At 48.0% G+C, this 26,141-nt stretch carries 24 protein-coding genes; 3 read left to right on the forward strand and 21 right to left on the reverse strand.

What is annotated here, in order from left to right; all coding sequences use genetic code 11:
* Positions 1 to 44 precede the first annotated feature (44 nt).
* The 8 genes from KJS65_RS26505 to KJS65_RS26540 all read right to left on the reverse strand — a co-directional run bounded on the left by KJS65_RS26505 (position 45) and on the right by KJS65_RS26540 (position 7,758).
* On the reverse strand, positions 45 to 809 hold the full coding sequence (locus tag KJS65_RS26505; protein WP_213652830.1) for a PHP-associated domain-containing protein: 765 nt from the start codon (positions 807 to 809) through the stop codon (positions 45 to 47).
* Positions 806 to 1,948 (reverse strand): ABC transporter ATP-binding protein, encoded by a 1,143-nt coding sequence (locus tag KJS65_RS26510; RefSeq protein WP_213652831.1) that lies wholly within the window; start codon positions 1,946 to 1,948, stop codon positions 806 to 808. The genes KJS65_RS26505 and KJS65_RS26510 overlap by 4 nt, the downstream gene beginning before the upstream one ends.
* A gap of 1 nt (position 1,949) precedes the next feature.
* Entirely contained in the window at positions 1,950 to 3,776 is a 1,827-nt protein-coding gene (locus tag KJS65_RS26515) for an ABC transporter permease (RefSeq protein ID WP_213652832.1), read from the reverse strand.
* 70 nt (positions 3,777 to 3,846) lie between these two features.
* Positions 3,847 to 5,079 carry an ABC transporter substrate-binding protein gene (locus KJS65_RS26520; protein WP_244864850.1) on the reverse strand — a complete coding sequence of 411 codons (1,233 nt, stop codon included), beginning with the start codon at positions 5,077 to 5,079 and terminating at the stop codon, positions 3,847 to 3,849.
* 247 nt (positions 5,080 to 5,326) lie between these two features.
* Positions 5,327 to 5,980, reverse strand: coding sequence for a M48 family metallopeptidase (locus KJS65_RS26525; protein ID WP_213652833.1), 654 nt, complete (start codon positions 5,978 to 5,980; stop codon positions 5,327 to 5,329).
* A 50-nt stretch (positions 5,981 to 6,030) separates the two neighbouring features.
* Complete coding sequence (locus tag KJS65_RS26530; RefSeq protein ID WP_213652834.1) at positions 6,031 to 6,546, reverse strand: DUF4241 domain-containing protein; 516 nt, start codon at positions 6,544 to 6,546, stop codon at positions 6,031 to 6,033.
* Between the two features lie 269 nt (positions 6,547 to 6,815).
* On the reverse strand, positions 6,816 to 7,250 hold the full coding sequence (locus KJS65_RS26535; RefSeq protein ID WP_213652835.1) for a hypothetical protein: 435 nt from the start codon (positions 7,248 to 7,250) through the stop codon (positions 6,816 to 6,818).
* Between the two features lie 7 nt (positions 7,251 to 7,257).
* Positions 7,258 to 7,758 (reverse strand): hypothetical protein, encoded by a 501-nt coding sequence (locus tag KJS65_RS26540; RefSeq protein WP_213652836.1) that lies wholly within the window; start codon positions 7,756 to 7,758, stop codon positions 7,258 to 7,260.
* Positions 7,759 to 7,947: 189 nt separating this feature from the next.
* Between KJS65_RS26540 and KJS65_RS26545 the strand changes: the two genes are divergently transcribed.
* Positions 7,948 to 8,289 (forward strand): helix-turn-helix domain-containing protein, encoded by a 342-nt coding sequence (locus tag KJS65_RS26545; RefSeq protein WP_213652837.1) that lies wholly within the window; start codon positions 7,948 to 7,950, stop codon positions 8,287 to 8,289.
* A 258-nt stretch (positions 8,290 to 8,547) separates the two neighbouring features.
* On the forward strand, positions 8,548 to 8,907 hold the full coding sequence (locus KJS65_RS26550) for a hypothetical protein (RefSeq protein ID WP_213652838.1): 360 nt from the start codon (positions 8,548 to 8,550) through the stop codon (positions 8,905 to 8,907).
* 495 nt (positions 8,908 to 9,402) lie between these two features.
* Here KJS65_RS26550 and KJS65_RS26555 read toward each other — a convergent pair whose 3' ends face one another.
* The 8 genes from KJS65_RS26555 to KJS65_RS26590 all read right to left on the reverse strand — a co-directional run bounded on the left by KJS65_RS26555 (position 9,403) and on the right by KJS65_RS26590 (position 18,117).
* Positions 9,403 to 9,579 carry a YjfB family protein gene (locus KJS65_RS26555; protein WP_213652839.1) on the reverse strand — a complete coding sequence of 59 codons (177 nt, stop codon included), beginning with the start codon at positions 9,577 to 9,579 and terminating at the stop codon, positions 9,403 to 9,405.
* An 80-nt stretch (positions 9,580 to 9,659) separates the two neighbouring features.
* Positions 9,660 to 11,123, reverse strand: coding sequence for an ABC transporter substrate-binding protein (locus tag KJS65_RS26560; RefSeq protein WP_213652840.1), 1,464 nt, complete (start codon positions 11,121 to 11,123; stop codon positions 9,660 to 9,662).
* A 71-nt stretch (positions 11,124 to 11,194) separates the two neighbouring features.
* Entirely contained in the window at positions 11,195 to 11,914 is a 720-nt protein-coding gene (locus KJS65_RS26565) for a carbohydrate ABC transporter permease (protein ID WP_244864852.1), read from the reverse strand.
* Between the two features lie 176 nt (positions 11,915 to 12,090).
* Positions 12,091 to 12,894: an ABC transporter permease gene (locus KJS65_RS26570; protein WP_244864857.1), complete on the reverse strand. Its 804-nt coding sequence runs from the start codon at positions 12,892 to 12,894 to the stop codon at positions 12,091 to 12,093.
* Between the two features lie 155 nt (positions 12,895 to 13,049).
* On the reverse strand, positions 13,050 to 14,315 hold the full coding sequence (locus KJS65_RS26575) for a Gfo/Idh/MocA family protein (RefSeq protein ID WP_374706223.1): 1,266 nt from the start codon (positions 14,313 to 14,315) through the stop codon (positions 13,050 to 13,052).
* 70 nt (positions 14,316 to 14,385) lie between these two features.
* Positions 14,386 to 15,471, reverse strand: coding sequence for a DUF4832 domain-containing protein (locus KJS65_RS26580; RefSeq protein ID WP_213652844.1), 1,086 nt, complete (start codon positions 15,469 to 15,471; stop codon positions 14,386 to 14,388).
* Positions 15,468 to 16,775: an acyltransferase domain-containing protein gene (locus tag KJS65_RS26585; protein ID WP_213652845.1), complete on the reverse strand. Its 1,308-nt coding sequence runs from the start codon at positions 16,773 to 16,775 to the stop codon at positions 15,468 to 15,470. The genes KJS65_RS26580 and KJS65_RS26585 overlap by 4 nt, the downstream gene beginning before the upstream one ends.
* Entirely contained in the window at positions 16,768 to 18,117 is a 1,350-nt protein-coding gene (locus KJS65_RS26590) for a DUF4832 domain-containing protein (protein ID WP_213652846.1), read from the reverse strand. The genes KJS65_RS26585 and KJS65_RS26590 overlap by 8 nt, the downstream gene beginning before the upstream one ends.
* 475 nt (positions 18,118 to 18,592) lie before the next feature.
* Between KJS65_RS26590 and KJS65_RS26595 the strand changes: the two genes are divergently transcribed.
* The gene (locus KJS65_RS26595) at positions 18,593 to 19,615 is read left to right on the forward strand and encodes a LacI family DNA-binding transcriptional regulator (protein WP_213652847.1); all 1,023 of its coding nucleotides are present in this window, start codon (positions 18,593 to 18,595) and stop codon (positions 19,613 to 19,615) included.
* Between the two features lie 353 nt (positions 19,616 to 19,968).
* On the opposite strand, the gene KJS65_RS26600 is transcribed toward KJS65_RS26595, so the two are convergent.
* The 5 genes from KJS65_RS26600 to KJS65_RS26620 all read right to left on the reverse strand — a co-directional run bounded on the left by KJS65_RS26600 (position 19,969) and on the right by KJS65_RS26620 (position 26,112).
* Complete coding sequence (locus tag KJS65_RS26600; RefSeq protein WP_213652848.1) at positions 19,969 to 21,693, reverse strand: outer membrane protein assembly factor BamB family protein; 1,725 nt, start codon at positions 21,691 to 21,693, stop codon at positions 19,969 to 19,971.
* 183 nt (positions 21,694 to 21,876) lie between these two features.
* The gene (locus KJS65_RS26605; protein ID WP_213652849.1) at positions 21,877 to 22,710 is read right to left on the reverse strand and encodes a carbohydrate ABC transporter permease; all 834 of its coding nucleotides are present in this window, start codon (positions 22,708 to 22,710) and stop codon (positions 21,877 to 21,879) included.
* A gap of 3 nt (positions 22,711 to 22,713) precedes the next feature.
* Positions 22,714 to 23,667, reverse strand: coding sequence for a carbohydrate ABC transporter permease (locus tag KJS65_RS26610; RefSeq protein ID WP_213652850.1), 954 nt, complete (start codon positions 23,665 to 23,667; stop codon positions 22,714 to 22,716).
* Positions 23,668 to 23,741: 74 nt separating this feature from the next.
* Positions 23,742 to 25,052, reverse strand: a complete 1,311-nt coding sequence (locus KJS65_RS26615) for an ABC transporter substrate-binding protein (RefSeq protein WP_213652851.1) — start codon at positions 25,050 to 25,052, stop codon at positions 23,742 to 23,744.
* Positions 25,053 to 25,191: 139 nt separating this feature from the next.
* Positions 25,192 to 26,112, reverse strand: a complete 921-nt coding sequence (locus KJS65_RS26620) for a helix-turn-helix domain-containing protein (RefSeq protein ID WP_213652852.1) — start codon at positions 26,110 to 26,112, stop codon at positions 25,192 to 25,194.
* Positions 26,113 to 26,141 lie beyond the last annotated feature (29 nt).

Here is a 26,141-nt window from a genome sequence, read left to right on the forward strand (position 1 = left end):
CTGCACAGCGATGCCTGAATTGAAATTGCGAAGGCATTGAGATGCTATACCGCATCCACCTCAACCTTTTTCTTCAGCAGCTTCTTTACCGCGCCCGCCGCGCGTACCTGCAGATGCAGATTGGGGGAGATAATTCTGTGGCATCCCCCGGACTGAATGGCTGATTTCAGCTCGGCCACCGTCTCATAATCTCCAGGCAGCTCATTGTACACGCATCCCACCTGGAACATCTGATGGGCATCGCTGCCGGCCACGACCGGAACGCCCAGCTTCGCGCCAAGCGGCAGCACCAGGGCGATATTTTCCTGAATACCGATTTCATGCAGGTCTTTTCCGTTCAGGTCGAAAGCGTCGAAACGGCTCAGCAGCTCCTGATCCACATGATACAGATGGTTGGACTCGCGGAACGGATGCCCGCCGATCACCATCATGCCCCGTGGCTCGCACAGCTCGAACAGCTCTTTGAGGCCGATAAAGGTATCCGCTGTTGTGTGATTCTCCAGCAGGGCGCGAATCTCGAGCAGACGATCCTTGGGTCCGCTGACGAGAATATGCCCGCCTTCCGCCACATCTACTTCCATGCCCGTAAATATTTTAAAGCCGCCGCGGTCGTAGTAGTGATTGTTGCAGGGCAGCATTTGATCCAGCGTGCCGTACACTTCGTCGAAACGGCGCGTATTGAAATGCTCGGTCAGCGTGATCGCCTGCAGCCCTTGGTCTCTGGCTTCATCCAGCATTTCGTTGAAATGCTCCATCGAAAAATCGGTTTTTTTGGACAGCTTAACATGAAAGTGAAAGTCAATTTTCATCGGTGTAGTTCCTCCATTGCAGGTTTGATATGAAATGTAACGGGCTCCAAACGGCAGCCTGTCTGCTTGTCATACATATTAATGCGGTCCTCGCGGATTTCCGCATATAGAAGCTGCCCCGGCTTAAACTCCGGATCACCCAAAATACGGGCGGTCAGCTGAACGTCTCCATAATCGATCCGGATCAGCGACTCGGCGCCCGATGGATGCACATCCTTCACTTTTACCGGGATCAGGCCTTCCTTGCGTTTCTCATGCAGCAAGATGTCCTCCGGCTTCAGCGTCATCACCACGCCACGATCCGGGTCGCCATCTTCTCCCGCCACCCGAAAATCTCCCAGCGGAGTGCGTATATAACATTCATTCCCGCTGCTGCGGCAAATTCCTTCCACCCGGTTCAATTTGTGGTCTCCGCTGCCCATGAATTCCGCCACTTGCAGCGTCTTCGGATGACGGTACAGTTCTCGCGGCGTATCCACCTGAACCAGCTCGCCGCCGAAAAAGACGGCGACCTTCGTCGACATCGTCATGGCTTCCTGCTGGTCATGCGTAACGTAGACGATAGTCGTGCCCAGCTCGCTGTGCAGCCGTTTGAGCTCGGCGCGCATCTCGGTCCGCAGCTTGGCGTCGAGATTGGACAGCGGCTCATCCAGCAGTAGAATCTCCGGCGAAGTCACAATGGCTCGGGCGATTGCCACCCGCTGCTGCTGGCCTCCGGACAGCTCGCCGGGATACCGGTCCGCCAGCTCGGGAATCCGCATCTTGTCAAGGGAAGCCATGACGCGCTGCCGGATCTCCGGCTTGGAAAGCTTGCGGATCTGCAGGCCGAAGGCGACATTGTCAAAGACCGTCATATGTGGCCACAGCGCATAGCTCTGAAACACCAGGCTTACGCCCCGCTTCGCCGGGTCCATATGAAAGGACATGCTGCCGTTTGCAACCTCTTTGCCGGCAATCACGATCGTTCCCTCATTCAGCTTCTGCAGTCCGGCAATCGTGCGGAGCAGCGTTGTTTTGCCGCAGCCGGAAGGGCCAAGCAGCGTGACGAAGTCGCCCTCCTCGATCGTCAGATCGATGCCTTTTAAAATATGCTTGTTCTGGACGTTCACATGGATCTGCTTCAGTTGAATCGCACTCACATCACTGACCCCCTATTCCTTTCGTCAAATCGGCCTTCCCGAACTTCACGGCCAGCAGGTACACCGTGACCACGATCGCGATAATGATCATCAGCACGACGTTGGTCAGCTGCTCATACCCCTTTTCCACATAATAAAAGGTGAGCGTGGTCAGCGTCTCCGTCCGCGGCGTGACGAGCATGATGATCAGCTCCATCTCTTTCATCGCCCCGATGAAGACGAGGATGAACGCGGACAGCAGGCTTTTGCGGCTCAGCGGCAGCAGCAGGCGCCGGAACCGCGTAAACCAGGACGCTCCGCCGAGAACGGCGGCTTCCTCCAGCTCGTTTCCGATCTGCATCAGCGAGGCGCCGCCCGCTTTGACCGTAAATGGAAGCTCCTTGACCACCGTAATCAGAATAATGATCGTAATCGTACCGTACAGGGCGGGGATGAACAGCACGGGCTTCGCGAACATCGTGATATAAATCGCTGCCAGGGAAATGCCGGGAATGAAATACGGGAAAAACGATAGCTGATCTACGAGCCGGCCCATCGCGGTATTTTTGCCCCGGGCGACGACATAACCGAAGAGAAGTCCCATCACGGCGGCGATCACCGATGCGATGCCTGCGATCATCAGCGAATTTTTCAAGGCAAGCAGGAAAATCGGATTTTGCAGCACGCCCTTTTCTCCGGTGTTAATGCTCGGATCCGAGCCTCCCAGCCAGTAGTGCAGGGTAAGATTGGCCGCATTAAAGGAACCATCCTTAAGCAAAAACGTTTGCAGCAGCAGCACCAGCAGCGGTACGACCGCGACGATGACCATGCCGATCACCGTCGCTGCCGCCGCGGGAAGCTTCCATCTACCGAGAGTCGTATACGTTACCGAGCTGCCTTTACCCGACACCGTGACATAACTGCGCCTGCGCCCGATCAGGCGCTGGTTCAGATATATGGCTCCAATGGAGATGAGCATCAGCGTCAGGGATAGCACGTTGGCTTCCGTCGTCAGCCGCGAGCGCATGCTGGAATACAGCATCGTTGAGATCATGTAAAAGTTGACCGGTGTCCCCAGCAGCGCAGGTACGCCGTAGGAACTGACCGCCTTGGTGAAAATCAGGATAAAACCCGATAGCACGGACGGCAGCACCAGCGGGAACACGATCCGGCGCAGCACCTGCAGACGGCCCGCTCCGACCATCTCCGCCGCTTCCTCCAGCTGGCTATTCATCGAGCTTAAAGCCGCGCCAACCAGAAGGAAAAAATAGACGCTGTCATGGATGGACAGGGTCATGACAATCGGTACATAACCATAAGAAATCCAGTCGGGAGGCGCCACATGCAGCAGCGACTGCAGAATGCCGGGCGTCCCGCCGATTTTGCTGTTTTTGAAAAAGGTCAGCCAGGCCTGGGACAGCATCCAGGAAGGCAGCAAATACGGAATAATCGCCAGAAACGTGATCGTTTTCTTGAACGGAATGTCCGTGCGCGTGACCAGCCAAGCCAGACCGCAGCCGAGAATCATGGATACCGCGGATACCGACAGCCCCACCGACAAAGCGTTCACCACAGGCTTATAAAAGAGAGACCAGCTGATATCGCTCGCCAGCACGCGCTGCCAATGGTAGAAGGTCAAATGACCGGGATCGGCTGCCGCCGTGAGCCGGGCATCCTGCGTTCTCCAAACCAACGTCGTATAGATCATGTGAAGTACAGGCCAGACGATCGTGTACGCCAGAAACAGAAGGGCCGCCGCCCCGATCAGGTACAGCGGATTCCGCAGCGCATTCCGGCACCGGTTGAGCCACCTCGTCTGCCATGCATGCAGTGCAGGTCTATGAAGCACGGTTATCTCCTCCTGTCATTTGATGGAACGGCTGCCTCTCGGCAGCCTCTTTCACACTCATGAGGAACCGTTATTTTTGCTTAATCCAGAAATCCCGCACCTTCGGCGAGGCAAAATACAAAGCTTCTCCGTCATAATTCCACAGGTTCAGCTGTTCGAATGAAATCTCGTTTTTGGTCTTCACGTCGGAACGGGGAACCCAGGAGCCCACCTCGTTAAAAGGGTTCATGCCCTCGCCCTGCCCATCCTTCCCGCCCATCATCCAGCGGATGAACAGCTTGCCTGCCGCTTCATGCGGCGCTTTGTTGGCGAGGAACAGGTAACCCGAGTCGGGAACCGATGTTTTCGGCTTGATGTCGTAAATCGGCAGAATGCTCCAGCCCTTCTCCTCCACCTTGGACACATCGCCGGATACTGCCAATCCGATCGCGTCGCTGTCTGCTTTGCCGATCGCATCCAATACGTCGTCGCTTCCTTTTAATACAACCAGCCCGTTAGCGAACAGCTGCTGGATAAATTCATAGCCTGCATTTTCGGTGCCGTGCAGCTCGATATCCTTCCCGAACTTTTCCTTATAAGCAGCCGCCATATCCTCGCTGTTCACGACCATGGTCGTAAACAGGTCCATAAAGGCCGGGGAGCTGAGCGGATCAGCGGTATACACCTTGCCTTTATACTCCGGCGTTGTCAGGTCCCACCAGTTCGTAATGGGAGCGGTTTTGTAATGCTCGGTGTTATAGAAGACGGTGCGGAATTCCAGGTAATTGGCATACCCTTCCGCTTGCGTGCGATAGGGCTCGTCGACCATGGGAGCCAAATCCTCCGGCAAATATTTGATGTAACGGCCCGGCTTCACCATTTCTTCCTCCACGGCTCCGCTGACTTCCTTCGTAATGATCACGTCGGGATTGAATTGCCCCGCGTCCTGCTCCTTCGTCACCTTATCCATCATTTCATCGGATTTCACTTTGCTGACCTCGACTTTGATCTCCGGGTACTGCTTCATGAACGTCTCCGCAGCATCGTTCGCGCGGCCCGAGGTGGAGTAGACGATGAGCTTGCCTTCTTGCTTGGCCTGCTCATACAGCGCTTCGACCGTTTCATTATTTGCAGCCGGTTTCTTTGTCTGGCTTGATCCCTGCACCGCGTTTGCGGGCTTCGACGCATCCGCATCCGGGCTACTTCCTCCCGCCTTACCGCATGCAGTTAGCAGCAGAACCGTGCCCAATACCAGAACCGCCGCTTTACCTGGCTTATAGGATCGAAGCCCGGAGCCTATCGGGTTTTTCCATTTCATTTTCATTTGAGTTTGGCCTCCCATATCGAATCAAGTATTGTAGAGCATCCGGATTTCGCTTACACCTTTACTATAGAGATGGAGTGTAAAGGGAATATTAGGCGAGAAGATAGATTTGGTAAAAAATTATTATTAATATAATTACGATATTAAATTTTCATTTTATATAAAAACGAAGCAGCCCCAGATAATGTAAATGGGCTGCTTCGTTTTTTCATTTTCTATGATGCAATGCATAATGATGAGGGCCGTATTACAATGTCATTGCTTGTCCATACCTTGCCAGGAACGCTTCCTTTTCTTTATAATCCGGCATCACGCTTCCTACTCGTCTCCAGAAAGAACGATCATGATTCATATGCGTGAGGTGACATAGTTCATGGATGATCACATAATCAATCACTTCCATGGGCGCCATGGCTAGACGATAATTGAAGGTTAGATGCTTGTCCGAACTGCAGCTTCCCCACTTGGTGCTGGACTCCACGATATCCATGGTTTTAGGTTTTACTTTGAGCTGCTTCTGATATATTTTCATTCGTTCCTGAACAATCTTTTTACAGCTGGAGAAATAAAACTTCTTCAGCTCGCGCTTAAGCTCCTCTTCATTCAGATCCTTCGTTTCAATTAACTCATGAAGAAAATGATATTCCCCCAGAAGAAGAAACTTACCTTTATCTTGATATTCCTTTGTTTTCGGAGCTTCACGAGTTTTCGCAATGGCATCTAATTGTTCCAAGATCCTTTTCCCATGCTGCTTCACAGCACTCATCACTTTATCATCACAAGTGCCATTAGGAGCTTTCACAGTAATAAGACCTGTAGGATCCATTTGAATCGACATCTTTTTCCGAGGTCCAAATGCCACATGGAATTCGATGATTTGCTGTTCAAATTCAATTTTCATGATCAACATCGTTTCTATAAGATTATTTCTAAATACACTATTGGTTTCCGTTATCCCTTGATAAATACGATCTTCACGCCCACAACCTGATTCTGATTATCTGTGGTCATATACACCCCATAGGTACCGTCACCTATACCTGTTCGCGACACGACGCCGCCGTCCATCACGCCTGCTTCTTCCCCGCTTTCGGTGATATCGCAGCAGGAATCATACCATTCATTATCGGTATCCGTACCCCCTTTTGGAGCATTCGCGTCAGGAATCCTATATTTACTCATATCAAAAATCCCTGCTTGTCCGCTATCCACTCCAACAATAAATGGACATTTCACCCATTCCAAATAGGACTCTTGTTCAGCCACTAAATGGTGGTAAGCCGTTAGTTTGGAGCAAGCTTCGCCCCACTCCCTCACTTCAACCTTCTCCACTTGCCCTACCCAGGTGCCGTTCAATACGTTATCTAATACTCCCATAATGATGGAAGTGGTATTTAGTTCGTAACAAGGGTCGGATACAACCAGTTGGCCGGAATTCACTTCAAAATTGCCCAGTTGAATATTCAATGAGAATGCCTCCAATGTCTGCGTAAGATGATATCGTTATTTTAGCATGCCATGATATAACTTTTAAATCCGACGGCAAAAAAGCCGATCTTGTCAGATCGACTTTCTCAAACGGAAATGATTGTGCGATTGTCTGATGATTGGTCCAGGCCCTATCTGATTTTGATCCGTAACCATTTATCCAGCGTATACCCAGATTCCAAAAGCGGAAAAGGAATTTCCTGTAGGTAACCCTGTTTTCGTAATCAATATTGAGGCTGTCATTATTCTTAGCAAAGTTCTGCCTTTAAATTTCCTTTTATTGTTAATGTATCTTCTTTTTTCACAACAATCTTTTCTTCAAATTCTACTAATATGTTTCTACCCAGATTTTCGATATCGCAGATAAGCGTATAATCATCTTCAATCCCCCTTACTGTAGCTGCAGCAGTAATATGGGAAGATTCATGTATAGGTTGTGAAAATTCACCGGTAGCTTCCGATAAAATGTGTACAACTGAGTAGTCGTGAACCAAATCAATTCCAATATCCATAGTAACACTTTGACCTATATTCAGAAACTTCGACTGCTCTCCCCCTTCTAAGTACTCCTCATGTTGAATTAGATGGACCCACAGCTTCTTTTGTATGTTTTTCACATGTATATAAATAAGTCGTTCATATCCATCAGCAATTATTTTTTCGATTCTTCCGTTAATTATCATGAGATTCCTAAACGCTCCCTCTAAAAATAGAGTGATATTGCTCTTTGTAAAGGGAAGTGACACTAGCTGATAGGGCAATCAGTACATCATCCACTCGGTTCAGTAGTCTCTTAAGTTGCGAGGTGTGCATTTGCTGGATAAGAGAAATATCTTTGCTGCTCGACAGAAAATGAATCGTATGAATAAACATCACAGTATCCAAATCAGGGACTGACTCTTGCACGGTTAGTTGAATGACATCATTCAGCGATAATGAATAAGGAGGAGGCATGCAGTTGTTCACCTTCATATACAATGCCTTCAGCATGTGTTCCAAAGCACGGTCACTTAATAGAATGCACACATGAGCCGAGGATGGGTGGATATAACGGGCTGCCGAGTTCATATAAATCTGTGATAGATTCTGCAGCTTCAATATCATCTTCGCTTGAATGGAGCTGCGTTCCTGTATTCTTGACATCTCATTTTCAAAATCTCTGCATTCATCTATGGAGGTCGAATGATTCACATGCTTCAGCTCCCATTAGGTTATTGCACGATTTACTTTATGTAGTTATGATTTTGCGAATCGTGGAAATACTTATATGTACCATTATACAACAAAATAATATCCATATATATTATTTATGATATTTCAAAGACAGTGTATAGCTAATGGTATTTTATCTACACTTTTTAGTAGAGAGGTGTGGAAGGGATGACGGATAAGGAAATACTGCTTCGGGTCGGATCCCGCATTCGCGAGCTGAGGAAGGAAAAAGGCTTGACGCAGGAAGCCCTCGGCGAAAAAGGCGGCTTTCACTTTTCATATATCGGACAAATCGAACGCGGCGAGAAGAACGTCGCTCTATTGAACCTCGCTAAAATTGCAGAAGCCTTAGAAGTGGATATATCGCTGCTCTTCATTCAGACAAATCGGGACAATAGCGAAGAATCCAAAGCAGATATTCAGGAGATTAACTACATACTGAACCAGCAGAACGCGCAAAAGGTCGCAATGGCGAAAAATGTGGTAAAAGAAATTTTTAATTATAAGTGAGCTGCCCATGAAATGTAAAATGACTGATTGGAATTCAAATTCCGATCAGTCATTTTGCGTTTGATTGCCACATTCTTCTCTTTTCCGCGGTTCCAGCACTTAGGAGAACAGGTGGCTGCCGGCAGATCTGTTTTTTAAAAGATTTACTAAATGATGTAACTTCAGTGAAAATTTATTTGTTTTATATTATATGGTAAACAGCAGTACGATTTTTGCATATCGTCGTTAAGTAAACACAATAGTGGGAGGGAGATATAAATGAGTTGCAATGAAAGAAAAATACTTAACATGAAGAGGCTGATTCTCGGAGGTACACTTGTTGGAGTCTTTGTATTGATTACATCTATCACACTAATAGCTGATAATCAGAAGAGATATGTGTTCGAAAAATCAGTTTTGATAACAGATGAAAACCGAGATCAAATTGGTAAAGAAGCATTTAGCGATTATTATATCGTTAATCACAATGGAAAATTTATTGATTCTTCAGGAAATGAAATTTCACAAGAGGACTTACTCCCTAAAAAAACGGAGGATATTCCTGAAAACAGAATTATTAAACAAATAAAATACGAAAACTTTAAACCAAGCTCAATTATTGAATTTGAAGGACAATAAAAAAATGGGGTAACTATTTCACCAGAAATATTTACTATAAACGCATCTGTAAACATTCTAACAAAAACGGATGGAGAGGGGTGGGATTTAAAAGAAGGAGATAAAATACAATATGATTTCGAGAAATATCAATCGGAGGTGGTTGAGAATCAAAACTTAATTATTGGTTATATCAAGGATGGTGTGTTAATTAAAGGCGAAGTATTCAGTCAATTAAAAGGTGCATACAAATTATCTATTAATGAACCTGGGAAATACTATGTATACCTAATAAGCGCGAGTTCTGACCCTATAGCCTTGAAAAATGGAACTATAAAGACAAAGTAAAAACCCGATCCTGGCATGTAAACCAGTCGGGTTAAAGGGAAGACAGAAAACCTCAATATAGGCTCCTATCCATTATGAAGAAAATCCTTGTATCTCTTTGGTATGTCTTTTGTATATCGAATGTGCTTACTAATTACACACCAATCTTTCTATACATAAGACATGGAATCACACCGAAATGTCAATGCGCTTTCCCAGATTGGGATCGACGCTTTTCTCGATCATCCGCACAAGATTCTGACCCTGCACTTCTGCCTGGCCCTTGGCCATGCCGAGCACCGACAAGCTTACCTGTTGAGCCAACGATGCCTGACTCATGGATGTAGATAAAGCTGCAATATCCATCACGCCACCTCCTCTTGTTTACTATCGGCATTCATCGGAATTCTCATCAATCCCAACAAGGGTCCATCCAGCTGTAAACCTTATTTTTTAGCTAAAAATTCATCTAATTGACGCTGTACCTCTGCTACATATTCATCAATGCCTGCTGTCTTTAACTTCTTAACGGCCTTAGGATACTCTGTATCGAAATCCAAAAAACCGGAGCGGATCGCAGCTAAATCCTTGCCCGCGACTTCTTTCAGGGCCGTCTCTATTTTCTTAACCTTCTCATTATTAAACCGGAAGCCGAGTGAAGCGGATCGGATCGCTTGATCATCCCAGCTTTTATACTTATCGATGGACTCTTGTGCTACATCCGGTCCGAACATTTGGTAATTTTGGTTTCTAAACATCCATTCATAGAAGAATTCGCTAGAGGTCAGCTTATTGATTCTTCCATCCACAATTTCGTAATCCTTGCCTTCGACACCATAGAGAGCAAACAGATAATTTTCCTTGGATTTATAAATCCAGTTAATCAGCTTCATGGCTCCTTCAGGATTCGGGGCTTTTACAGGTATGCCCAGAACTTCTCCGCCTGCGGCCGTAATATAACGTGGTTTATCCTCCGCTAACAGGTATGTTTTAACTCTAGCATCCGGTGCATTGGCTTTGATCGCATTAATAATTTCCATTTCCTTGCCCAATGATCCTTCAACCCATAAATATAACCCCGTCTGCATGCGCGAGTCTCTTTCATTGTATTTAATGGTCAGATCCTCTGAATATAACCCTGCCTCATACATTCCGCGGTTAAACTTCGCTACTTTCTGGAAAGCCTCCGATTCATAATAGCTATATGCTTTTTTGCTCTCTTCCCCGAATACGACCAGATCTTCTACGCCGAGCCAGTTATATTGCTCATCGGCATAATATCGGGTTAAAGGTTTGAAGACGATGTCGGCAGGTCCTTTCATTTCAGGGAATTTGGCTTTCGCTCTTGTTGCAAATTCTTTTAGATCATCGGCAGTCTTGACGTCGGTCATCCCTACGGCTTCGAGGATATCCTGACGAACGGCGACCAACTGATACATGGCCGAGGAAGGTGCGTATGCCGATGGAATGCCATATACCTTACCGTCAATCGTTGCGCCTTGAAGCTGTTCCGTTGGCAATACTTTCAGCATATCCTGACCGTATTTCTCGATTAAATCATCCAGCACCATGGCTTGTTTCTTGTTGACGATTGTAGAAAGATCCGGAAGTCCATCCCAATACAGATCGATTGGTTCATTTGCGGCCAGCATAATATCCTTTTGTTCCCAATACTGAGCCCACGGCACAAATACAACCTCTACCTTCAAGCCCAGATCGGCTGCCATTTTCTCGGCAAATTCATGACCAAGAAATTCATCCATCCGATCGCTCCGCTCTCCCGGGTACAAAATTCTGACGGTTTCGAGCTTAGCTGTCCCCTCTGTTTCCTTGTCGCTGCTGCATCCAGCCATCACAGAAACGGACGCGATCAATAATACCAAAAAGATAAGCACTTTCCTCGCTTTCATGAAAGACCCTCCCTAATCAAATAGATAATCTATGTTAAAAGCCTGTATCGGCCCGTAACCCAAGCAGGTGTCTATTCCTTGACTGCACCGGTCATAATCCCGTGCACGAAGTATTTTTGGATGTAAGGGAACAGAAAAATGATCGGTCCAATCGTGATCACCGTAATGGCCATCTTCACCGTTTCTGCAGGTAACGTGATGTTGCCTGAAGCCCCCGATGGAATACGTCCGGAGCTAATGGCATTTACATTGGATAGGATGTTGTAGAGGTAATATTGCAGCGGAAATAAATTACGTTCATTAATAAAGATCAGCGCATTCCACCAATCATTCCAATATTGCAATGCATACATTAAACCCACCGTAAGCAATGCGGTCTTGCTTAATGGAAGCGCTACCTTAATATAGATCGTAAAATAGTTGGCTCCATCCATCTCGGCAGCTTCATATAAAGAAGGGGATATGCTAGCAAAATACGTACGCAGCAGAAACATATTCCACACGCTAAATATAGAAGGAAGGATTAAGGCCAGGATACTGTTCTTCAGTCCATAATAATTGACGCTGACCATATACCATGGAATCAAACCGGCCGAGAAGATAATCGTAAAATTGCTAATAAAGGCGAGTACGTTCCGGTATCTCAGCTTTTTTATGGATAGAGAAAAGGCAATCATGCTTGTAATCAGCAAAGCACCTGCCGTACCCACAACGGTTACAAAAATGGTCACGCCGTAGGATTTCAGTATTTTCATTCCGCTATTCACAAAGATATATTTATAGGTATCCAAGCTGGGACTCCTGGGGAAAATCGCATACCCGCTTTTGGCAATGGCATGTTCTGAAGAAAAGGATACGCTTAAGGTTAAAATCAGAGGATACAGACAAATGAGTGCGAATAAGCCGATGAAACCATAAGCTATGCCTATCACCAATTTATCGCCTAGCAATCTATTCTTTTCCATCATTAAAATAGACCCTCTCCGTCATTTATTTTCTTAGCAGATTGGTTTGCAGCCGTAATCAGTATTAATCCCATCAAAGACTGGAATAGTCCGATTGCCGTAGCATAAGAAAATCCGAGCGTGCGCATAGACTGATAGACATAAGTATCAATGACTGTTACCTCATCCACTAAAACCGGGTTGTTGCCGACAATGCCATAGATCATGCCAAAGTCGCCATAGAATATCCGTCCGATGCTCAGCAAGCTTAAGACGATGATCGTCGGTTTCAGCATGGGTACGGTTAAGAAAAGAATGCGCTGCAATTTGTTGGCTCCATCGACTTTAGCGGCTTCAAACAAGCTGTCATCAAAGTTAGCCATCGTGGCCATATAAATAATGGAGCTGTACCCGCTCCACTTCCAGACACTCGCCAGGATAATGATCCACTTCCAATACTTCGGCTCCGAGTACCAGCTGATCGGATCTGCGCCAAAGAACTTCAGCATTTGATTGGCAATACCCACATCCGTGGAGAAGATTCCGTACAGGATCGCTCCAACGACGACCCACGAGATAAAATAGGGAAAAAACATCATGCTTTGAGCGATCTTCCTGTAGGTTTTATGCCGGATCTCATTGATCAGAATAGCAATACTGACTGGAACAACAATACCTAATATAAGGCTGAAAAAGTTAATATATAGCGTGTTATAAGTAACCTTCCATCCCATGCTGTTAGCTGAGAAAAAGTATTTAAAATTATCCAGACCCACAAATTCACTGCCAAAGATTCCATCAACCACATTAAAATCGGTAAATGCCATCCATATGCCTGCAAAAGGGATATAGGAGAACATGATCAGAACAATCAGCGCAGGCACGCACATGAGATACAAGATTCTGTTTTTCTTTATTTCATATAGAAACCCCTTACCAACGGAATGCATTCCATCACGACCTTTGCATTGTGATTAAACGATTATGCTGTAACGCTGTTTTGCAGCTGCTCCTTGAGATGATCCAGATCAATGACCGTACCGGTAACTCTTGCCTCTTCGGCTGCATAAGCCATAAGGTGACTTTCGACAGACATGTCAATGGAGGATCTGCTCGTAAAATCAGCATTCTCCAAATTTCCCAGGAAGTCGATCATCAGTCCTGTATCGCCGCCATTATGCCCGCCGCCCATGGCTGCCGGCCGAATGATCGTTTGCTGACTGGCTTCAGCCATATTGGAGTTAAACCTTGTGACTTCAATGATATTCAAGAGATCATCCCCGCGAATTTCTCCATGCTCGCACATGATTTTGAGCGTGCGGTGCATTTTATTCGTAAACCCGCTTAAGTTAAACGTTGCCGTGACCCCGTTTTTAAACTCGATCAGGGTCACCTGATGATCGCATACATCATTGTCCATCCGATAAACGCAGCGTCCATAAGGACTCGTTTGGAGCGCCTGCAGCAGTCCCTCTTCCGTCTGATCCGCCGAAATGACCGTAGCCGGCCATTGCTCTCTTACAGGGAGATAGGCTTTTCTTGCATCAAACCGGCAGTCCGCAGCCACCTTGCATTCCAGGCATCGCTCCGCGCTGCCAGCCGGCGCATTTTCCTCTTTAAAATAAGTCAGGTTGCCATAGGAGGAGATCCGTTTAGCCCCGCTGTCCACCAGCCAGGCTAGAATATCCATGTCATGGCAGGACTTCTGCATCATGATCGGACTCGCCAGATCGCTTCTTCGCCAGTTGCCCCTCACAAAGGAATGGGCCATGTGAAAATTGCCGATGTTCTCGTTATGCTGAATGGTGATGACTTTGCCAAGCTCACGGCTTTCAATGATTTTCTTGATCTCCGCGAAGAAATTCGTATACCGCAGTACATGACATACAATCACTTTGCGGCCTTTTTCGTTGGCTTTCTGCTGTATTCTCAGACATTCTTCGGGACTTGGCGAAATGGGTTTTTCGAGCAGAATGTCATAACCTAGATCAAGCGCTTTCATGGTTTGAGCATAATGGTCTCTATCCATAGAGGAAATAATAACGGCATCGCAAATTTTCCCTAATCGGTAAAATTCATCTACGGATGCGAATTGTCTCTCCAAGGGAATCTGAAACTCATCTGCTGTCGCCCTTCTTCTGCCGTCATCCGGTTCAACGACCGCAACCATTTCCGCACTTTGGTAGGCTTGCCTTGCGTAGATCATGCCTCTTTGTCCTGCACCGATTAATGCTAACTTCAAATTCATAACCTCCAGTGAACTTGTATTTGTTCTATATCAGTTGAAACCCATGATTCTACGGATGGAGGCAGTCTGTTTATTCCGGAAGCTTAGGGTCTTCCAATGGATAATATCCTTCCGGATCATACGTATCCCATATATTCATAAGCGGATCTTCATCGGTAATTTCGACTTGTATCGTACCCGCCTCATAATATCCATCTTGTTGTTGATTCCGTATCTGAAGCGAGATATAGGACCGGTCTTCGAAAAAGAGTCCCAGACTGAGCGTATATGTTCCCGGTGGCATATCCTGCAATGGAATAATTTCGTTGTGGACCAGGTCCCCGGTTAACCATGAATGCGTTTTTGCAATCAGCGGAAGTTTATAGGAAAAATCACCTTGCTTTAACTTCACCCACAATTGAAATTTCTCATATATTCTCGAGCTGCCCGTGTTTACGAACCAGAATCGCAGCGGGAGGCTTCCCCGGCTGGATACGGTTTCCGGATAAGTCAGTCTACGTAAAACAAGATCGTATCCAAGCCCTGCATTTATATTGGAGAGACTTGCATGCCAGCGGTATGCCTCGCGTCTGCAGTGAGGACCGCACGCGTCATCAGTCACATGGAGGACAACAGGGTAACTCTTCCATACCTTCTGAAGATTGTTTCTGGCAAAAGCCTCACAGCATTCGATCCAACTCTCCTCGCTGCACTTCACCAGCAGCCCAAATCCACGGCTGCAGTTCCTTAAATGTTGAATCAGTCTATCATGCTGCAGATCAGCAAGCAGCGTCTGCGTTTCAAACGAATCGATGTAGGCATTCCATTCTTCCTTACTGTCAGTCAACGTCGATATCACGACGGCTGCAAGGCGTCTGTCCGAGTCGATATAACTGCCGACCTTGCGGATCAAAGCCGCGAAACAATCCTCCGCGTCATCCTTAACCCATAGAGGCAGGTCCGGCGTCAGAACCAGAATAGGATTTCGGGCTGTATTCAGTGCTTCCTTGATCGATTCCAGCCTATATTCTCCGCGGGCCGACTCAAGTTCTTTCCACGAAAAGGCAGCATATTCGAACAGGCCGTGGTTGGTAACATGCTCCTTTGGGGATATTGGCTGCGGCCGGATTTTGTTCGTTTTATACTTCTCGTAGTTTTCAAGCGAATATCGGCTCATCCGTTTACCTCCCTTAAATGGCTGTCAACGGTTCTGCGGAATTGCTCAATATCCGTGTCTGTTATATATGGCATGCTGCCAATCTGTTCGATTTCTTCCTTCAATACAATCATGCTTAATGTGTTAAACCGGGCTCCGGTCTGCATATACGCCGCGGCTGCTTTTTGGAGCGAGGTTGTATACGCGCCCGGACCCGCGAGCGGATCTGCCTTCCGATCTCCAAAGAGTTCATACCGCAGCATTCCGTCTCCTTCCAGGGTCGGATAATTATAAAATTGCCGTTGAACGCGCACGATATTGCTTTTTTCGTTGTCGAGCAAGAGCGATAACCGGGTATCGTAAAGCCAGCTTGCGCTCCAGAAGCCTTTGATGGGCAGCTCCGGAAAATATTCGCCATAGAATTCAATGGCCATGGACATTGAATTCTTCAGCCTGTCCGGCGTATATCCGGGCCCGGCTGGAATATGAAGCGCCAACAGCATATCCCCTTCCTGAAGTACCGGTTCCCATTCCTTCTTCAAGATCGTCGTCTTGTCTCTTTCAACGAACCCCATGGGATTTATCCGGTTGGCTATGATACATTCACCATTCTCCAGCCATTGGGAAGTGAAGCATCCTTGCGGGTCATAAACATCATTGATTCCGCTGCGTTGTCCATCGCTGCGGAATTCTTCTCCCGCGTGCCGAAGGGCAATAACCTCCTGCGTGCTCACATGACGGAACATCGTGAATGGATCCCCAAACCGGTATGGAATAAAATAAAACCGGTCTAACAGAAAGATGGAGCAAGTATAAAAATTCATCACCCACGGGAAATCATCAACCTTGGAATCGCCGTGCAGCACCAATTTTTCCAACTGATGCTTCAAGGGCTGGTGAGGGATCTGTTCATAGTACGCTTCGGGTACGGAACGTTTCTGCAGCATTTCCATGGAAGGGACAACACAGGCTAGCAGCAAAAGAAATGAATATAAGTCTCCATCCTGGTTCATACATCCCGGGGTCATATGGGTATAGTGGGTCTCATCACAGCGGTTGCGCGCAGAGCACAACACTTCCACCAAAAATTTAGTGAAGTGAAATAATACGTCATCCGTTTCTATAGCCTCTATCCCGCGAATGAGCCGTTGCCGGGTATGTTCCGGAAGTTCATATTGCTCAAAGAGTTCAGACAAGAAATCGCGTGGAATGAGATGGGGCTTGTTATTCGGGTTATACTGGTTGTATTTGTCTTCTAATCCTTCAGGCAGGTAATCAAAATTGCAGAAGCTTATACACTCGTTAAAGCTTAATCGCCTATCCATTCCCTTCTTCCTCCCGTTCAACGAAAAGCTTACCCATCGGGTAGTAGCCTTGCGTATATCCCTCGATCGCCAGCCGGATATTTCCGATTTCTTTCACGCCGGTTTCGATGCCAATCTCCAAACGATACTCTCCTTCGGACATTCCGCCTGGCAGAGAGAAGCTTTCTTCCCATGCGATATCTTCGTCCGGCAGCCATCCCCTAATGTCTTCTCCGCTATGCAGCGTATAGGTTTGATCCTGGCCAACAAGCCTCACCACAAGCGGATAACGGTTATACATCGGAGCAACGCCAACATTAGCCCATAACGCATGAATTTCCAGCTCTCCCCCCGCCTTCACTACGGAGTCATACATAAATTTTCTGATTTCAAAGCGGTATCCCATCTTGTTAAGCCATGCCTTGATATTCTCTTTCCACGGCTCCGGAACTACCGCTGCCTTGTTGTTAAAGGAAGAGATATGCCATTTCAGCGTTTCTTGAATGATATAATCGATATCCCAGCCCTGCAGATACCAGTCATTCATGTGCCAGCATGCTTCAAATAGAATCGGAGCCTTCTCCCAAGCATCGCCCATGTTAAAATTCTGAATATTCTGGGGATAGAAATCCGTCATATGCGACCACTCTTGACCATGGAAGCCTCCCATATCGCCCAAGCAATCGACACGAAAGCCTACTTTGGCTTTGCGGTCTTTCATGATCTTGATCGACTGCGAGTCATGCAGCAGTGCCTGAAGAGGCGTTATTTTAAATCCGTCGAAGTAGGCATCCGTAATCTGCCGAATGGCCTCCGGCTCTAAAAACTCGGTTCCCCCGCCTTCTCCCCAGGCTCCCACAATCGTCAAATCTACCGAACTGATGACCGGATGCCCGTCAAACCGCGCGGCAAATGCCTTGATCAAGTTAGACCAATACAACACGTATGGCGTTTCTTTCGGGTCTACTCTCCAGAATGGAAAGTCGGGCTCCTCCGGATGTTCCGCCCGGAACCATGCCGGTATATCGTCCTCTTCGCTTAACGCGTATGGCGAACAACGAACCACGGCCGTACAGCCAATCGATTGTGCGTAGTCCAGCTTTTCCTCCAGCGCTTCCCAGTTGTATACGCCTTTGACCGTTTCCAAGTCCCGCCAGCGCACGCTGCAGAAATACACTTTGCTGTCAGGATGATTGTAGGTTCTGCTGTCTTCCGCGAACTTATATTTCTTCTGTTCTTCCCCCCGATTGTCGAAAATACGGTCCGGGTTGCCCATTAACCCCGGTGCCGCTGTAAAACCAATGCCCGGGTTGCTTAGGATGTCATCTATCACAATCGGGTAAACCGTTACTGCTTTGTTCACGCCTTATCAGCTCCCTGCTATGTACGATTCAGAGCTTTCATTTTGTTACGTAATTGTTACGTTATTTATTGCGCAATTCCTTATTTTGTTTAGTGATTTCATGTTATATCATCCGTACATAATCTTGCAATATAAAATTTAAAAATTATTAAATTCCTAGTTACAAAACACGTAATAGTCATGTTATTATTGATTTTAATTACAAATAAAAATAAACTGTAAGTACGTAACGATGTCACGCAACAAATTAACGCAACATAAGTACCGACAGGTCCATCATTGTTTACCATGTAACATTCCTATACACTCTAAATGGTGATCATTTGAATCCATTTCATCATGCCATCATTTGCTTCAATCAAGATGATATATAGATCAAGACGATTGTATTTGTCTGTATACTGGTTCATTTTCGCATGATTAGTCCATTAAGAAATGGATTAATTAGTAACTTAAAAGGAGAATGTGTTTATCCATGAGTACGATTCGGGATGTTGCTAAACTAGCCCAAGTATCCACTGCCACCGTATCCAGAGTTTTAAACAATGATACGAAATATAAAATCACGGACGAAACGCGGGAAAGAGTCTGGCAAGCTGTTACGCAGCTTAACTATAAAATCAGTGCAAGCCCCAAGCGAAAAGTTTTGACGAGTGATCATTCCGAGAACAAAACGCATACAAAAATCGGGTGCGTATTAAGCGTTACAAAAGATAAATACAACGATCCTTATTTCATGTCGATCTTAACCGGCGTGGAAGAGCGATTGCTCAGTGCCGGGTATGACATTGCCTTTATTCGGACCGGCATTGAACTGAATGACAGCAAAATCTTATTTCATACCTTCAGCGAACCGATTACCGGTCTGATCCTTATGGAATCTTTGAACAACGAAACCTATGAGTACATACGCAAGCAGGTACCGTATATCGTGGGGATTGATACAGAACGCGAGGATATCGATAATGTGGGCTATGATCATTACAATGTTGCTACGATGGCCGTAAACCACCTCATTGAAAAAGGACATACTCAGGTTGGATATATCGGGGGAGGCGGATTAAAGGGCAACTTGAAAGACAGTCGCCGCTATCGTGGCTACTTTGCCACCATGCATGCTGCCGGATTGTCCGTAAATCCCGATTGGGTTATCGATTGTATGTGGGATGAAATGGTCTGTATCGAACAGATCAATCACTTATGCAAGACCAAGAACTTACCGACCGCCTTCTTCGTCGGAAGCGATCTAATGGCCATGGCTGCCCTCAATGGCTTGTATAACAACGGCGTCTCCGTTCCTCATGAAGTGGCTGTTATAGGTCTGTCCAATATTGAGGTATCTAAGTATTCCAATCCTCCCCTGTCTACGATCGATGTGCCAACCAAAGAAATCGGCATGGTCGCCGTCGATAACTTAATCGATCGAATGAATGGAAACCAGCTGCTGCCTAAGAAGGTTATTTTGCCTACCCGCTTGATCTTACGAAGTTCAACGTAGTGGGTACCGCGAAGACTTAAATGAGCAGATTGAATATCCCGATGCAAATGAAGCACCAGACACGGACATGGTGCTCTTTAGCATGGCGAATGCCAGACTTTAACTCCATTTCTTTATGACCTTCTCCACCCGTTTTCGTTTTGTGTCCTTTTCAATATCGTCGAGCCGTGAGAGCAATGTCTCTATGAAACCCGCTTTGTTCGAATCGTTAACGATAGATATGGCAGAACACAGCCAGATTCCTAGACTGCCGAAATTAAAGAAATAACCCATGGCACAAAAAGGGATGCCCGCAAATGCGGGCATCCCTTTTTTCAAGCATGATCCTGTTATTTGAACCCCGTCGCCCTTTTCTATTTCGCCGCGGCTGCTTCCTTGGAGACTTCCACCGTGCGCGTGCCGGCGTTCCATTTCACTTGAACACCCAGCAGATCGCCAAAGTCCTTGATCGGAACATAAAGCGAATCGTTCAGCGTCGCCGGCGAGTAGGTCAGCGCGACTTGCTTCCCGTCTGCGAGAGCGAAAGGAGAGCCGTCCGCGATCGAGAAGACGCGAGATCCGTAGGTCACGGTCGTCCGCTTCGTCGGCGCGTCGTAGGCGACCTTGGCTCCGAGCGCTTCCGTCAGCGATCGGAAAGGGATGAACATCCGGTTGTCCGTTGTCATGACGCCCGTCCCGGCCGGCAGCGCGAGCGCCTTCCCATCCAGCGTGACCTTGGCATCCGACTTCATAAAAGCGCCCGCCGCACTGCCCGTAGAAGCTGGCTTCATCAATTCGGAAGGCAGCGGATAAGCATACAGTTGGCCTTCCGCCTGGACGAGCAGCATGCCGCTCTCTACCTGGAACGCCCCGTAACTGCGGGCCGCCGTCTGCACACGGAATAAGGCTTTGCCCGTTGAGACGTTCAGCGCGTACACCGTACCGTCCGTCTGCCCGACGAACAAACCGGATTGGATCATATCGATGCGGGAGGCCGGATTGTCGGGGCCGTTATAATAGACCATCGAGCGATCCACGACTTTGCGCGCATGAATCCCGCGATTGTCTTCATTCAGGAAAAACAGCTTGCCGTTATAGGGGCCGGCGATGAATTCACCCCGGTCCGCAATCAATTCCGGCTTCACAACGGCGGGGTCGGTGTCATAATTGAAGCGATAGACACCCTCCCCGGCCACAGCTGCATAGACATCATTGCCGTCCATCACCACTTTGGACGGGGGGTAGACCGGACTGCCGCCTTCCGTTTTGGCGACGAACTTCTTGCTTGCCGTAATTTTGCCGGTCTTCACATCCACCTCGTCGATGTTCGCCGAAGTCTCTACGTAATCGGCATTCGGCCATTGGTCCTGGAAGTACAGCTTATCCCCTTCCGATTTAAGAAGACCCGAATGGTCGCCGGACAGCCGCCAGAGCGTCTTGCCCGTGGCGGGATCGATCGCGTAGGTTGTATAGACGGTAATCGCTCCCGACTCTACGGCCCCTGATAGCAGCGTGCCGCCGACGCGCTGAGGCAAGGACTTGCCGTCCTGATTCCGCCATTTCTCCTTGCCTGTTGCCAGATCGACCGAGATAAGCGATCCGCCGGCAAAGACATACAAGGTCCCGCCGTCCACGGATACCGACGGCATCTGCCCCGAAGGAGCCCGGTAGATGCGCGCGCCTTGGCCAGTGGCCGCATCGACCCGATAGATTGAGCCGTCTTTGGCGCCAACGTAAAGCGCTGTTCCGTTTGAATCCGCGATGGCGGCATCGCCAAGCCCCGTCCCGAAAGACCACAGCGTCTTTCCGGTGGCGGCCGCCTTCGCGATCAGCTTGCCGCCAGCGATGTAGTAGACGCGCCCCTGCCCCGCGGTGACCGCGGAAGGATTGGAGGCGGACGAGCTCTTGGGCGCATCGAGCGCCGCCGTCCATGTCGGCTTGGTGAGCGGCACCGGATTCGCCGAATAAAAATCCGAGCCCGGGCTCGAATAACTTGCGTTCGGACCGGATGTTTGAGCCCACGCGGGTGAGCCTGTCCAGACACTTCCAAGCGTTCCGGCGAGCAGCAGCCCGGCGGACGCCATTGTCCATTTTCGCATGATCGGTATCCTCCCTGATTTCATAAGAAATTCCACTTACTTTCATATGGACGCTGCCAGCCGTCGCAAAGTTACAGTGCTGCATGGTTGAACAAAAAAACCGGTTGGGATCTCCAACCAGCTTGTTTGTATGGGGAAAAATCGCCTTCCTTTGGCGATAGCCATTTTGATCGCAGCCAATCTCTATTTGAACCCGGTAAACGCCGACCCGGACTGCATATAGTATTTCTGCCCGAAAAAATAGAGCAAAATCATCGGAATTGCCATAATCGTTGACGCAGCCATCAGCTTTTCCCATTGTGCCCCGTGATCCTGCTGGAATCCCTGCAGACCGAGCGTAAGCGTCCATTTGGCAGCATCGTTCAAGTAAATAAGCGGACCCATAAAGTCCGTATAGGCACCCACGAAGGTAAACAAAGCCACCGTCGCTAACGCCGGCTTCAAGGTTGGCAGAATAATTTGAGAGTAGATGCGGAATTCCGAAGCCCCGTCCATTTTTGCAGCTTCAGACAGCTCCCTTGGAATGCCTAAGAGAAACTGCCGCAATAAGAAAATGTAGAACGGCGCTCCGAAAAAGGCCCCGATCGTAAGCGGCAGAATGGTGTTGATCCATCCAAGCTTGGCAAAAATGATATACTGCGGAATCAATTGCACCTGCGACGGCAGGATCATCGTAGCCAAGACGATCGCAAAGATGACTTTGCTTCCCGCCCATGGGATTCGGGAAATCGAATAGGCAACGAGCGGAGAAGCGAATAATTGTCCAATAATGCACACCACGCAGATGATCACGGTATTCAGCATGTAACGGCCAAACGGCACGGTTTCTAACGCGGCCTTGTAATTCGACCATTGAAAGGCTTCCGGTATGATTCGCGGCGGCAGCTCGAAAATTTCAGTCGACGACTTGAGCGAGGTGAACACAAGCCAAACGAAAGGAAACAAAAAAAGTACCGAGAACAGGATCAGCATCGTATGCGGAAAAATCTTCGTTCGAAGCAGCTTTGCAGCGCTCATTCGCTATTCACCTCCGTAGTAAACCCAGCGTTTGGATGTTTTCAGAACCAGCAGCGTAATCAGCATGACAATAATGAACAGGATCCAGGCCAGCGCCGAAGCGTAGCCCATCTTCAGATTGATGAAGGCTTCCTGATACAGATTGACGGCGTAGAATAATAACGACTGCGCGGGTCCGCCGAGGGAGTTGCCTCCGCCCGCTTTTCCCCCCGCAAGAATATAGGATTCCGTGAAAATCTGAAACGCGCCAATCAGACCCATAATGAGCTGAAATAAAATAATCGGCGACAGCGCCGGGACCGTGATCTTCCAAAACCGGTACCACCAGTTGGCGCCATCGACTTCGGCCGCTTCGTAATAGGTTTGCGGCACCCCTTGCAGGGCTGCCAGAAATATAAGCGCACCCGCTCCAGAGCCCCAAAGTCCCATCAGAATCAGGGAAGGCTTGGTAAACTGAGGATCGAGCAGCCAAGCCGGATCGGGAAGACCTGCCCAGCGGAGAAAAATATTGACGAGGCCGAAGTCCGGATTGAGCATCCATGTCCAGAGCAGGGCGCTCGCCACGCCGGGAATCACTGCAGGAAGATAAAATATCGTACGATAATAATTGATGCCTTTGACTTTGAAGTTCAGCAGCATCGCAATGAGCAAAGAGCTGAACAACGTGACAGGAACGGATATGAACGCCATAAACAGCGTATTGCTGATAGATTTATAAAAATTATGGTCTTTCATGATCGCCTTGTAATTGTCCATGCCTACCCATCTTGGCGGATTAAACAGATCATATTCCGTCAAACTGAAGTATAGAGAGCTGAAGAAAGGGTACACGGTAAAAATCAGGAACCCGATGATCCATGGGGAAGCGAAGATGAGCCCCAGCCAAAAATAATGCCATTCCTTTCTCGTCCAGCCCTTTCTCCTTAAAGACGTTTTGCCGGAGACGGAGTCTCTCATCTGCACGTCCTCCTCGTGATAGATTGGATCTAACCCGGCCTAAGTGCGCGGCTGAGTTAGATCCTTATTCCGGATTATTTGACTAGTGCCTGAATCTTATCTTTCACCCTTTTCAATCCCTCATCCACGCCGATGTCTCCGCGCAGAATCGCATTGTATTGATTCGAGAACTCCGTCATATACTCCGTCGAAAAGGACGTTGCCGGGAAGGAGTGCAGGTTTGGACTCGAGGAATATTGCAAAAATTCCTGGAAGCCGGGTACATCCTTGTAGATCTCATGCGTTTGCAGCGAGGTTCGGGTCGGCAAATTGCCGATGGCCGCGGTAAACTCCGCCATTTGTTCCGGCTCGGCCATCCACTTCAGGAATTTCCACGATTCCTCCGGATGCTTCACGCCTTTAGGAATATAAAATACGCTTGTGGACACGTTGCCCGGATCTTTGAGGCTTGCATTGTTTTCATCGTAAGGAATGGGCGCAATGCCGTATTTTAAATTCGGAGCGTACTGTTTGATGAATGTTGGCAGCCATTCGCCGTCGATGGTCATTGCATACTTGCCTGTGAAGAAAGGATTCTGAGGCGACATGTATTGCCCCAATCCGGACGCAAATCGATCCAGCTCCTTGGATCCGAATTGATCCCAAATCCCTTTTCCGAACTCAACCGCCGCTTTGACGCCCGCATTGTCGGGAGTCACCTGCTTTTGGTCTGCATCATAATAAGAGCCGCCATAAGCGTAGCTGAATGTATAGGCGTCGACGCCCGGCCAGAGGCCCAGCTGCTGCAGTTTTCCTCCATCCTCTTTGACGCTCAGCTTCGCGATGTATTCCTTCAGCTGGCTCATCGTCTCCGGCGGACCGCTGAAGCCTGCTTTTTCCAGCAGATCTTTGTTATAGAAAAGCATGGATACATGCATGGCGATCGGAATGGCATACGTTTTGCCATTGGACTGGGAAGAGCTAAGCGCAGCGGGTACAAAATCGCTCAGATCGACATTATCCTTCTGGATGTAGTCATCCAGCGGCATCATGGCTCCCCGTTCGCCCCACGGCACGACATCCGAACCGAAGTTGGACGCGACATCCGGCGGGTTGCCTCCTGTAATGGCTGTCAGCTGCTTTTGGTAATCGCTTTGGGACAACCCTTTCACCTGAATATCGGGATTGGCCTCATTCCATTTCTTGATCAGCTTTTCGAGCGCTTCCGCCTCCGGACCGGTCCATCCGTACCAGAAGCTCAGCTGCACCTTTTCTTTCGGGGTATCCACGCTCTTCGCTTCGCCGCCTTCCTTTTCTGAGCTTGGCGTATCCTTGCTTCCGCAGCCGGATACAAGCGTAACCAGTAAAACCAAGATCAGCCCCCACGTACTCCCTTTTCGCATCATATCTCTTCCCTCCTTAATCTTTGGACAGCAACACCAACGAAGTGCGTTTGCTGCAATTAACTATCCACATGTTATCATGTGAGCGCTTTAGTTAATTTCACTATTGTCTCTATAAATTGGATTATCGTTAAAATTCAAACTACCTGTTTGTCACCTGTTTTCGAAATTGATTGGGAGAGATGCCCGTATACTTTTTGAAAATTCTGCAGAAGTAAGCCAGCTCATTAAACCCCGTGGCATAACATACATCCGTGATCGACAAGGACGGACGCTGCAAAAGCACCAACGCGTTGGCGATGCGTAAATCAACGAGATAGCGGTTGAAGGTCTTGCCTGTCCATTCTTTAAACAACCTGCAAATCGTCGGCTTCGACATATTGGATATGGCGCAAATATGCTCCAGCTTGATGTCCTCATGCGCATTGTGATCGATATATTCAACGACTTTGTTCATCGTGTCCCGGTACCTCTCAATTTTTTGGAATCCGGCTTTCACCAGCTCCCCGTTCACCTGGCGAATGATGATCGATAGCAGCTGCAGCAGACTCGCTTTCAGCACGATTTCAAAAAAAGGCGTCCGTTCCTCGTATTCCCCGAGCATGCCCTGAAGCAAGCTTCGAATCCTGCCGTCCGTGACACCGTCGAAAGTGATCTGTGAGTGCGGGGAGCAATCCAAATGCGAAAAATCCTTCAAATAGTTGGCATCGAAAAATCTCCGTTCACCCGAAGGATCGCCGAACCGCTCGTTAATGAAGGTAGGCATGAATTCGCAGCCGAGGATTTCCACCTCTTCCTCGAAGGCCTGCACGCGATGCAGCGTATAGGGAGGAACGAGGAACAGATCCCCTTTTTTGATCCGGTACTGCTGCGTGCCGAACATGTGGACAAATTCGCCTTTGGATACGTACCATATCTGAAAATAGTCATGAAAATGGGTGGACAAGCTGACGAGGGTATCCATTCGATACATCTTGCAACGCAAATCTTCCAGCATCTCCAGCTTGGAATTAAAATAGATCACGCCCAAGCGGGTCAGTTTATCGATATCGAGCTTCTTCATCTGAAATACTCCTCTCTGCTTCTCCCTTG

This window comes from Paenibacillus sp. J23TS9 (assembly GCF_018403225.1).
GTDB lineage: Bacteria > Bacillota > Bacilli > Paenibacillales > Paenibacillaceae > Paenibacillus_AQ.

Excerpts from the sequence above, each read along its gene's own strand:
- KJS65_RS26505 (WP_213652830.1), bottom strand. The coding sequence starts at position 809 with ATGAAAATTGACTTTCACTTTCATGTTAAGCTGTCCAAAAAAACCGAT.
- KJS65_RS26520 (WP_244864850.1), bottom strand. The coding sequence starts at position 5,079 with ATGAAAATGAAATGGAAAAACCCGATAGGCTCCGGGCTTCGATCCTAT.
- KJS65_RS26525 (WP_213652833.1), bottom strand. The coding sequence starts at position 5,980 with ATGAAAATTGAATTTGAACAGCAAATCATCGAATTCCATGTGGCATTT.
- KJS65_RS26535 (WP_213652835.1), bottom strand. The coding sequence starts at position 7,250 with ATGATAATTAACGGAAGAATCGAAAAAATAATTGCTGATGGATATGAA.
- KJS65_RS26545 (WP_213652837.1), top strand. The coding sequence starts at position 7,948 with ATGACGGATAAGGAAATACTGCTTCGGGTCGGATCCCGCATTCGCGAG.
- KJS65_RS26550 (WP_213652838.1), top strand. The coding sequence starts at position 8,548 with ATGAGTTGCAATGAAAGAAAAATACTTAACATGAAGAGGCTGATTCTC.
- KJS65_RS26555 (WP_213652839.1), bottom strand. The coding sequence starts at position 9,579 with ATGGATATTGCAGCTTTATCTACATCCATGAGTCAGGCATCGTTGGCT.
- KJS65_RS26560 (WP_213652840.1), bottom strand. The coding sequence starts at position 11,123 with ATGAAAGCGAGGAAAGTGCTTATCTTTTTGGTATTATTGATCGCGTCC.
- KJS65_RS26570 (WP_244864857.1), bottom strand. The coding sequence starts at position 12,894 with ATGGCATTTACCGATTTTAATGTGGTTGATGGAATCTTTGGCAGTGAA.
- KJS65_RS26575 (WP_374706223.1), bottom strand. The coding sequence starts at position 14,315 with ATGAATTTGAAGTTAGCATTAATCGGTGCAGGACAAAGAGGCATGATC.
- KJS65_RS26580 (WP_213652844.1), bottom strand. The coding sequence starts at position 15,471 with ATGAGCCGATATTCGCTTGAAAACTACGAGAAGTATAAAACGAACAAA.
- KJS65_RS26585 (WP_213652845.1), bottom strand. The coding sequence starts at position 16,775 with ATGGATAGGCGATTAAGCTTTAACGAGTGTATAAGCTTCTGCAATTTT.
- KJS65_RS26595 (WP_213652847.1), top strand. The coding sequence starts at position 18,593 with ATGAGTACGATTCGGGATGTTGCTAAACTAGCCCAAGTATCCACTGCC.
- KJS65_RS26600 (WP_213652848.1), bottom strand. The coding sequence starts at position 21,693 with ATGCGAAAATGGACAATGGCGTCCGCCGGGCTGCTGCTCGCCGGAACG.
- KJS65_RS26605 (WP_213652849.1), bottom strand. The coding sequence starts at position 22,710 with ATGAGCGCTGCAAAGCTGCTTCGAACGAAGATTTTTCCGCATACGATG.
- KJS65_RS26610 (WP_213652850.1), bottom strand. The coding sequence starts at position 23,667 with ATGAGAGACTCCGTCTCCGGCAAAACGTCTTTAAGGAGAAAGGGCTGG.
- KJS65_RS26615 (WP_213652851.1), bottom strand. The coding sequence starts at position 25,052 with ATGATGCGAAAAGGGAGTACGTGGGGGCTGATCTTGGTTTTACTGGTT.
- KJS65_RS26620 (WP_213652852.1), bottom strand. The coding sequence starts at position 26,112 with ATGAAGAAGCTCGATATCGATAAACTGACCCGCTTGGGCGTGATCTAT.